The 6,641-nt window shown below is 74.7% G+C and carries 6 protein-coding genes; 4 read left to right on the top strand and 2 right to left on the bottom strand.

Annotation, left to right across the window (positions count from 1 at the left end; genetic code table 11):
• The 4 genes from GTR00_RS11195 to ilvC form a co-directional block, all read left to right on the top strand.
• Positions 1-1,288, top strand: a 1,288-nt coding sequence (locus GTR00_RS11195; protein ID WP_166611704.1) for a dihydroxy-acid dehydratase domain-containing protein, incomplete at its 5' end; no start/stop codon positions are given.
• Positions 1,289-1,587: 299 nt separating this feature from the next.
• Entirely contained in the window at positions 1,588-3,495 is a 1,908-nt protein-coding gene (locus GTR00_RS11200; RefSeq protein ID WP_166611705.1) for an acetolactate synthase large subunit, read from the top strand.
• Positions 3,495-4,007, top strand: a complete 513-nt coding sequence (gene ilvN / locus GTR00_RS11205) for an acetolactate synthase small subunit (protein WP_166611706.1) — start codon at positions 3,495-3,497, stop codon at positions 4,005-4,007. Before GTR00_RS11200 ends, ilvN begins: the two co-directional genes overlap by 1 nt.
• Positions 4,008-4,068: 61 nt before the next feature.
• Positions 4,069-5,097: a ketol-acid reductoisomerase gene (gene ilvC, locus GTR00_RS11210; protein ID WP_166611707.1), complete on the top strand. Its 1,029-nt coding sequence runs from the start codon at positions 4,069-4,071 to the stop codon at positions 5,095-5,097.
• 85 nt (positions 5,098-5,182) lie between these two features.
• Here the strand turns inward: ilvC and GTR00_RS11215 are convergent, their stop codons facing one another.
• Both GTR00_RS11215 and GTR00_RS11220 read right to left on the bottom strand, forming a co-directional pair.
• Positions 5,183-5,479, bottom strand: coding sequence for a Dabb family protein (locus GTR00_RS11215; RefSeq protein ID WP_166611708.1), 297 nt, complete (start codon positions 5,477-5,479; stop codon positions 5,183-5,185).
• 121 nt (positions 5,480-5,600) lie between these two features.
• Positions 5,601-6,581 (bottom strand): asparaginase domain-containing protein, encoded by a 981-nt coding sequence (locus GTR00_RS11220; protein WP_166611709.1) that lies wholly within the window; start codon positions 6,579-6,581, stop codon positions 5,601-5,603.
• Between the last annotated feature and the right edge of the window lie 60 nt (positions 6,582-6,641).

The following is a 6,641-nucleotide window of genomic DNA, read 5'->3' on the forward strand; positions in this document are numbered from 1 at the left end:
CGCCGCCCGCCTGGACCTGGCCAGCGTGTTCCTCTACGCGGGCACGATCCTGCCGGGCCGGGCGAAGCTGTCCGACGGCAGCGAGCACGAGGTCACCCTCATCGACGCCTTCGAGGCCGTCGGCGCGTGCGCGCGCGGGCTGATGTCGCGCCAGGACGTGGACGCCATCGAGCGGGCCATCTGCCCCGGCGAGGGCGCCTGCGGCGGCATGTACACCGCCAACACCATGGCCTCCGCGGCCGAGGCGCTGGGCATGTCGCTGCCGGGCAGCGCGGCGCCGCCGGCCACCGACCGGCGCCGCGACGGCTTCGCGCGCCGCTCGGGCGAGGCGGTGGTCAACCTGCTGGCCAAGGGCATCACCGCGCGCCAGATCATGACCAAGGAGGCGTTCGAGAACGCCATCGCGGTCGTCATGGCGCTGGGCGGCTCCACCAACGCCGTGCTGCACCTGCTGGCCATCGCCTACGAGGCCGAGGTGGACCTGACGCTGGCCGACTTCGACCGCATCGCGGGGAAGGTCCCGCACCTGGGCGACCTGAAGCCCTTCGGCAAGCACGTGATGGTGGACGTGGACCGCATCGGCGGCATCCCGGTCGTCATGCGCGCGCTGCTGGACGCCGGGCTGCTGCACGGCGACACGCTCACCGTCACGGGCCGCACGATGGCCGAGAACCTCGCCGACATCGCCCCGCCGGACGTCGACGGCGTCGTGCTGCGCGCGCTGGACGACCCGATCCACCGCACCGGCGGCATCACGGTGCTCTCGGGCAACCTCGCCCCGGGCGGCGCGGTCGTCAAGAGCGCCGGGTTCGACTCCGAGGTCTTCGAGGGCACCGCGCGCGTCTTCGAGCGCGAGCAGGCCGCGCTGGACGCGCTGGAGGACGGCACCATCGGCGCCGGCGACGTGGTGGTCATCCGCTACGAGGGCCCCAAGGGCGGCCCGGGGATGCGCGAGATGCTCGCGATCACCGGTGCGATCAAGGGCGCCGGGCTGGGCAAGGACGTGCTGCTGCTGACCGACGGCCGCTTCTCCGGCGGCACCACGGGCCTGTGCGTGGGGCACGTCGCCCCCGAGGCCGTCGACGCCGGGCCCATCGCGTTCGTGCGCGACGGCGACCGCATCCGCCTGGACGTGGCGGGCAAGACCCTCGAGGTGCTCGTGGACGACGAGGAGCTGGCCGCGCGCCGGGAGGGCTGGGCGCCGCTGCCGCCGGTGTTCACCCGCGGCGTGCTGGCGAAGTACGCCAAGCAGGTGCAGTCGGCCTCCGTGGGCGCGGTGTGCCTGTGACCGCCCGCTGAGCCGCCGGCCGCCGGGGCGCCCTGTCCAGCAGGTGGACCCGCTGTCCACCATGTGAGACGGAAAGCCCCGGCGGCTGACAGCGCCCGCGGGGGCGACTACCGTTGCGGGCATGCGGTTCCTCGTAGCCACCGGACAGCGCGCACGCTGAGGTCGACCACGGTCGACCCGTCGAGCGCGCGACCCCTCGCCCCCGCGGCGCAGGGGTCTTTTCGCGTCCGGCGCACCGAGCGGCCGGTCGCGTCCGACGACTGCAGGACCCGAACCGCACCGCCGAGGAGGACTCCGAGATGGCCCACGAGCCGATCAGCACCCCGCCGATCAGCACCCCGCCGGCCCGCGAGCACGGCCCGAGCGGCCTGCCGCTGGACCCCACGCTCCCCGTCGCGTCGCTCACCGGCGCGCAGAGCCTGGTCCGCTCCCTGGAGGCGGTAGGGGTCGAGGTCGTCTTCGGCATCCCCGGCGGCGCCATCCTGCCCGCCTACGACCCGCTGATGGACTCCCCGCACGTGCGGCACATCCTCGTGCGCCACGAGCAGGGCGCCGGCCACGCCGCCGAGGGCTACGCCGTGGCCACCGGCAGGGTCGGGGTCTGCATGGCCACCTCCGGCCCCGGCGCCACCAACCTCGTCACGCCCATCGCCGACGCCAACATGGACTCCGTGCCGATGGTCGCGATCACCGGCCAGGTCGGCGCCGCCGCGATCGGCACCGACGCCTTCCAGGAGGCGGACATCGCGGGGATCACCACCCCGATCACCAAGCACAACTACCTGGTGACCGACCCCGCCGACATCCCGCGCACCATCGCCGAGGCGTTCCACCTGGCCGCCACCGGCCGCCCCGGCCCCGTGCTCGTCGACGTCGCCAAGTCCGCGCTGCAGGCGCGCACCTCCTTCGAGTGGCCCACCTCCGTGGACCTGCCCGGCTACCGCCCCGTGGTGCGCCCGCACGGCAAGCAGGTCAAGGAGGCCGCGCGCCTGATCGCCGCCGCCGAGCGCCCCGTGCTCTACGTCGGCGGCGGCGTGGTCAAGGCCGACGCCGCGCCGGAGCTGCGCGCCCTGGCCGACCTGACCGGCATCCCGGCCGTCACCACGCTCATGGCCCGCGGCGCGCTGCCCGACTCGCACCCCTCGAACCTGGGCATGCCCGGCATGCACGGCACCGTGGCCGCCGTGGCCGCCCTGCAGAAGGCCGACCTGCTCGTCACCCTCGGCGCGCGCTTCGACGACCGCGTCACCGGCGAGCTGTCCAGCTTCGCGCAGGGCGCGAAGGTCATCCACGCCGACATCGACCCGGCCGAGATCGGCAAGAACCGCGCCGTGGACGTGCCGATCGTCGGCGACGCCAAGCTCGTGCTCGCCGAGCTGGCCACCGCCGTCGCCGCCGAGTTCGAGGCGAACGGGCGCACCGACATCGGCGCCTGGGTCGAGCAGACCGACGCCTGGCGCCGGACGTACCCGCTGGGCTACGCCGAGCCCGATGACGGCACCCTGGCCCCCCAGCACGTCATCGCGCGCATCGGCGCCATCGCCGGGCCCGAGGCCGTCTACGTCTCCGGCGTCGGCCAGCACCAGATGTGGTCCGCGCAGTTCGTGAAGTACGAGAACCCGCGCACCTGGCTGAACTCCGGCGGCCTGGGCACCATGGGCTACGCGGTGCCGGCGGCCATGGGCGCCAAGGTCGGCCGCCCCGACGCCGTGGTGTGGGCCATCGACGGCGACGGCTGCTTCCAGATGACCAACCAGGAGCTGGCCACCTGCACCCTCAACGGCATCCCCGTGAAGGTCGCCATCATCAACAACTCCAGCCTGGGCATGGTCCGGCAGTGGCAGACGCTCTTCTACTCCGAGCGCTACTCCAACACCGACCTGCACTCCGGCGACCACCACGCCGCGCACTCCGTGCCGATCCCGGACTTCGTCAAGCTCGCCGAGGCCTACGGCTGCGTCGGGCTGCGCTGCGAGCGCCCCGAGGACGTCGACGCCACCATCGAGAAGGCGATGGCGATCGACGACGTGCCCGTCGTCATCGACTTCCGCGTGCACCGCGACGCCATGGTGTGGCCCATGGTCGAGGCCGGCGTGAGCAACGACGCCATCCAGTACGCCCGCGGGCTGTCCCCGCAGTGGGACCGCGAGGCCGACAGCGACGGCGTGTCCAGCGACGACCCCGCCGCCCAGAAGGTGATCTCCTGATGAGCCGCCACACCCTCTCCGTCCTGGTCGAGAACCGACCGGGTGTCCTGATGCGCATCACCTCGCTGTTCGCGCGCAGGAACTTCAACATCCACTCCCTGACGGTCGGACCGACCGAGCGCAGCGAGATCTCCCGGATGACCATCGTCGTCGACGTGGAGTCGCAGCCCCTGGAGCAGGTGACCAAGCAGCTCAACAAGCTGGTCAACGTGTTGAAGATCGTCGAGCTGGAGGACGACGCCTCGGTCCAGCGCGAGCTGCTGCTCGTGAAGGTCCGCGCCGACGCCTCCGTGCGCGGCGAGGTCGTCGACACCGTGGCGCTCTTCCGCGCCCACGTCGTGGACGTCTCCCCGGACGCGGTCACCGTCGAGGCCACCGGCGGCCCCGACAAGCTGGCCGCGCTGCTGCGGGTCCTGGAACCCTTCGGCATCCGCGAGCTCGTCCAGTCCGGTTCCGTCGCGCTGGCGCGCGGCGGCCGGGCCATCTCCGACCGCGCCCTGCGCTCGGCCTGAAGCGGCGCGCGAGCGCCACCACCCGCACACCGATCGACGAAACGACCGAGGAGAAGCCCCCGTGGCCGAGATGTTCTACGACGACGACGCCGACCTGTCCAAGATCACCGGCAAGAAGGTGGCGGTGCTGGGCTTCGGCAGCCAGGGCCACGCGCACGCGCTGTCCCTGCGCGACTCCGGCGTGGACGTCGTCGTCGGCCTGAAGGAGGGCTCCAAGAGCCGCCCCAAGGCCGAGGAGCAGGGCCTGCAGGTCCTCACCCCCGCCCAGGCCGCGGAGGCCGCCGACGTGATCATGGTCCTGGTGCCGGACCACCTCCAGCGCGGCCTGTACGCCGAGGCCATCGAGCCGCACCTCACCGCCGGCAAGGCGCTGTTCTTCAGCCACGGCTTCAACATCCGCTTCGGCTACATCAAGCCCCCCGCGGACGTCGACGTCGTCATGGTCGCCCCCAAGGGCCCCGGCCACCTCGTGCGCCGCGAGTACGTCGACGGGCGCGGCGTGCCCGTCATCGTCGCCGTGGAGCAGGACGCCACCGGCGGCGCCTGGGACCTCGCCCTGGCCTACGCCAAGGCGATCGGCGGCCTGCGCGCCGGCGGCATCAAGACCACCTTCACCGAGGAGACCGAGACCGACCTGTTCGGCGAGCAGGCCGTCCTGTGCGGCGGCGCCTCCGCGCTGGTGCAGACCGGTTTCGAGGTCCTCACCGAGGCCGGCTACCAGCCCGAGGTCGCCTACTTCGAGTGCCTGCACGAGCTGAAGCTCATCGTCGACCTCATGTACGAGGGCGGCATCGCCAAGCAGCGCTGGAGCGTGTCGGACACCGCCGAGTGGGGCGACTACGTCTCCGGCCCGCGCGTCATCGACGCCTCGGTGAAGGAGCGCATGAAGGAGGTCCTGGCGGACATCCAGGACGGCACCTTCGCCCAGCGCTTCATCGAGGACCAGGACGCCGGCGCACCGGAGTTCAAGCGCCTGCGCGCCCAGGCCGAGCAGCACCCGATCGAGAAGACGGGCCGCGAGCTGCGCAAGCTCATGGCGTGGGTGAAGTCCGACGACTCCGACTACGTCGAGGGCTCCGCCGCCCGCTGAGGCCCACCGCCCGCAGCACGAGGGCCCCGCACCGGCGCCGGTGCGGGGCCCTCGTGCTGCGGCGGGCCGGGGCGCGCCCGGGCCCTCAGGGCCAGGGCGTGAAGTCCAGCTCCTGGAACTCGCGCACCTCGGTGGCCCAGCGCTGCGCCACGAACGCCGCGTGGTCCGGGTGCGCGTCGTAGGCGCGGTAGGCGTCCTCGTCGGCGAAGCGCATGGAGAAGCGGAAGCGGTAGCCGCTCTTCGCGCTGACCTGCCGGCTGACCGTGAAGCCCTGCACGCCCGGCACGCCGGTGAGCACCTCCCGCGCCCCCTCCAGGAAGGCCCGCTCGGCCTCCGAGCCCTCCGGGTGGACCAGGGTGAAGCAGACGGTGTGCTCGATCACGGCGTCCCCGTTCGTGCGGTGTCCTGCGCGGCGGGGCCCGGTCGGGCCCCCGCGCGCGATCGTGCCAGCCGCGCCCGCGGCCCGGGCACCCGCCCCGCGGCCGGTCAGCCCCGCGGGACGGTCAGCCGCGGGCGCGGAACTCCGCCGCCACCCGCCCGGCGTCCGCCCCGGCGCGCAGCAGCACCGCCAGCAGCACCCGCGCCTGCCCCGCGCGCAGCCGCCCGGCCGGCGCCGCACCGGCCGCCGCCAGGTCGTGCCCGCCCCCGCCGCCGCCGTAGGAGGCCGACACCGGCCCCTCGGGCACCCGCGTCGTCACCACGACCGCGACGCCGGCGCCGGTGGCGCGGCGCACCGCCCCCACGACGTCCGGCGCGGCGTTGCCCGCGCCCAGCGCCTGCAGCACCACCCCGCGCGCCCCCAGCGCCACCGCGGCGTCCACGAGCGCCCCGTCGGCGCCGGGGTGCACGGCGACCACGTCCACCCGCGGCCACGGCGCCCCCGCCGGCCACGGCAGCACCGGCCCGCGCGGCAGCGCCGGCTCCGGGGCGGCGAACGCGTCCAGCGCCGCGGTGTGCCGCTTGACGGTGCCCGCCGCGGGCAGCACCCGACCGCCGAAGGCCACCAGCACCCCGCGCCCGCGCGACCGCGCGCCCGCGGCGGCGCGCAGCGCGGCGAGCACGTTGCCCGGGGCGTCGCTGGCGGGGTCGTCGGCGGTGCGCTGGGAGCCGGTGAGCACCACGGGCCGCTCGTCGCCGTGGTGCAGGTCCAGCAGGAACGCCGTCTCCTCCATCGAGTCCGTGCCGTGCAGCACCACCACCCCGCGCACGGCGGGGTCCGCCAGCGCCGCGGCGCACGCCTCGCGCACCGCCCCCACCTGCGCCAGCGTCAGCGTCGAGGAGTCCGCGCGCAGGGCCTCCACGGTGCGCACCCGCACCCCCGCGGCCGCGGCGGCGCCGCCCAGCACGTCCGCGCCGGACAGGGAGGGGGTGCTCACCCCGCGCTCGTCGCGCGTGCTGGCGATCGTGCCGCCGGTGGAGACGACGACGACCTCGCCGGCGCCGGGCGCCGCGCCGGCCGCGGGGGACGGGGGAGGGGCGCTCACGACGGGCGAGGGTAGCGGTGCGCCCCCGCCCGCCGGGACCCGCCGGGACCCGCGGCGAGG

It is taken from the genome of Kineococcus indalonis (assembly GCF_009906395.1).
GTDB classification, from domain to species: domain Bacteria; phylum Actinomycetota; class Actinomycetes; order Actinomycetales; family Kineococcaceae; genus Kineococcus; species Kineococcus indalonis.

Bases quoted from the DNA above. Each gene is read 5' to 3' on its own strand.
- GTR00_RS11200 (WP_166611705.1), top strand. From the start codon at position 1,588: ATGGCCCACGAGCCGATCAGCACCCCGCCGATCAGCACCCCGCCGGCC.
- ilvN (WP_166611706.1), top strand. From the start codon at position 3,495: ATGAGCCGCCACACCCTCTCCGTCCTGGTCGAGAACCGACCGGGTGTC.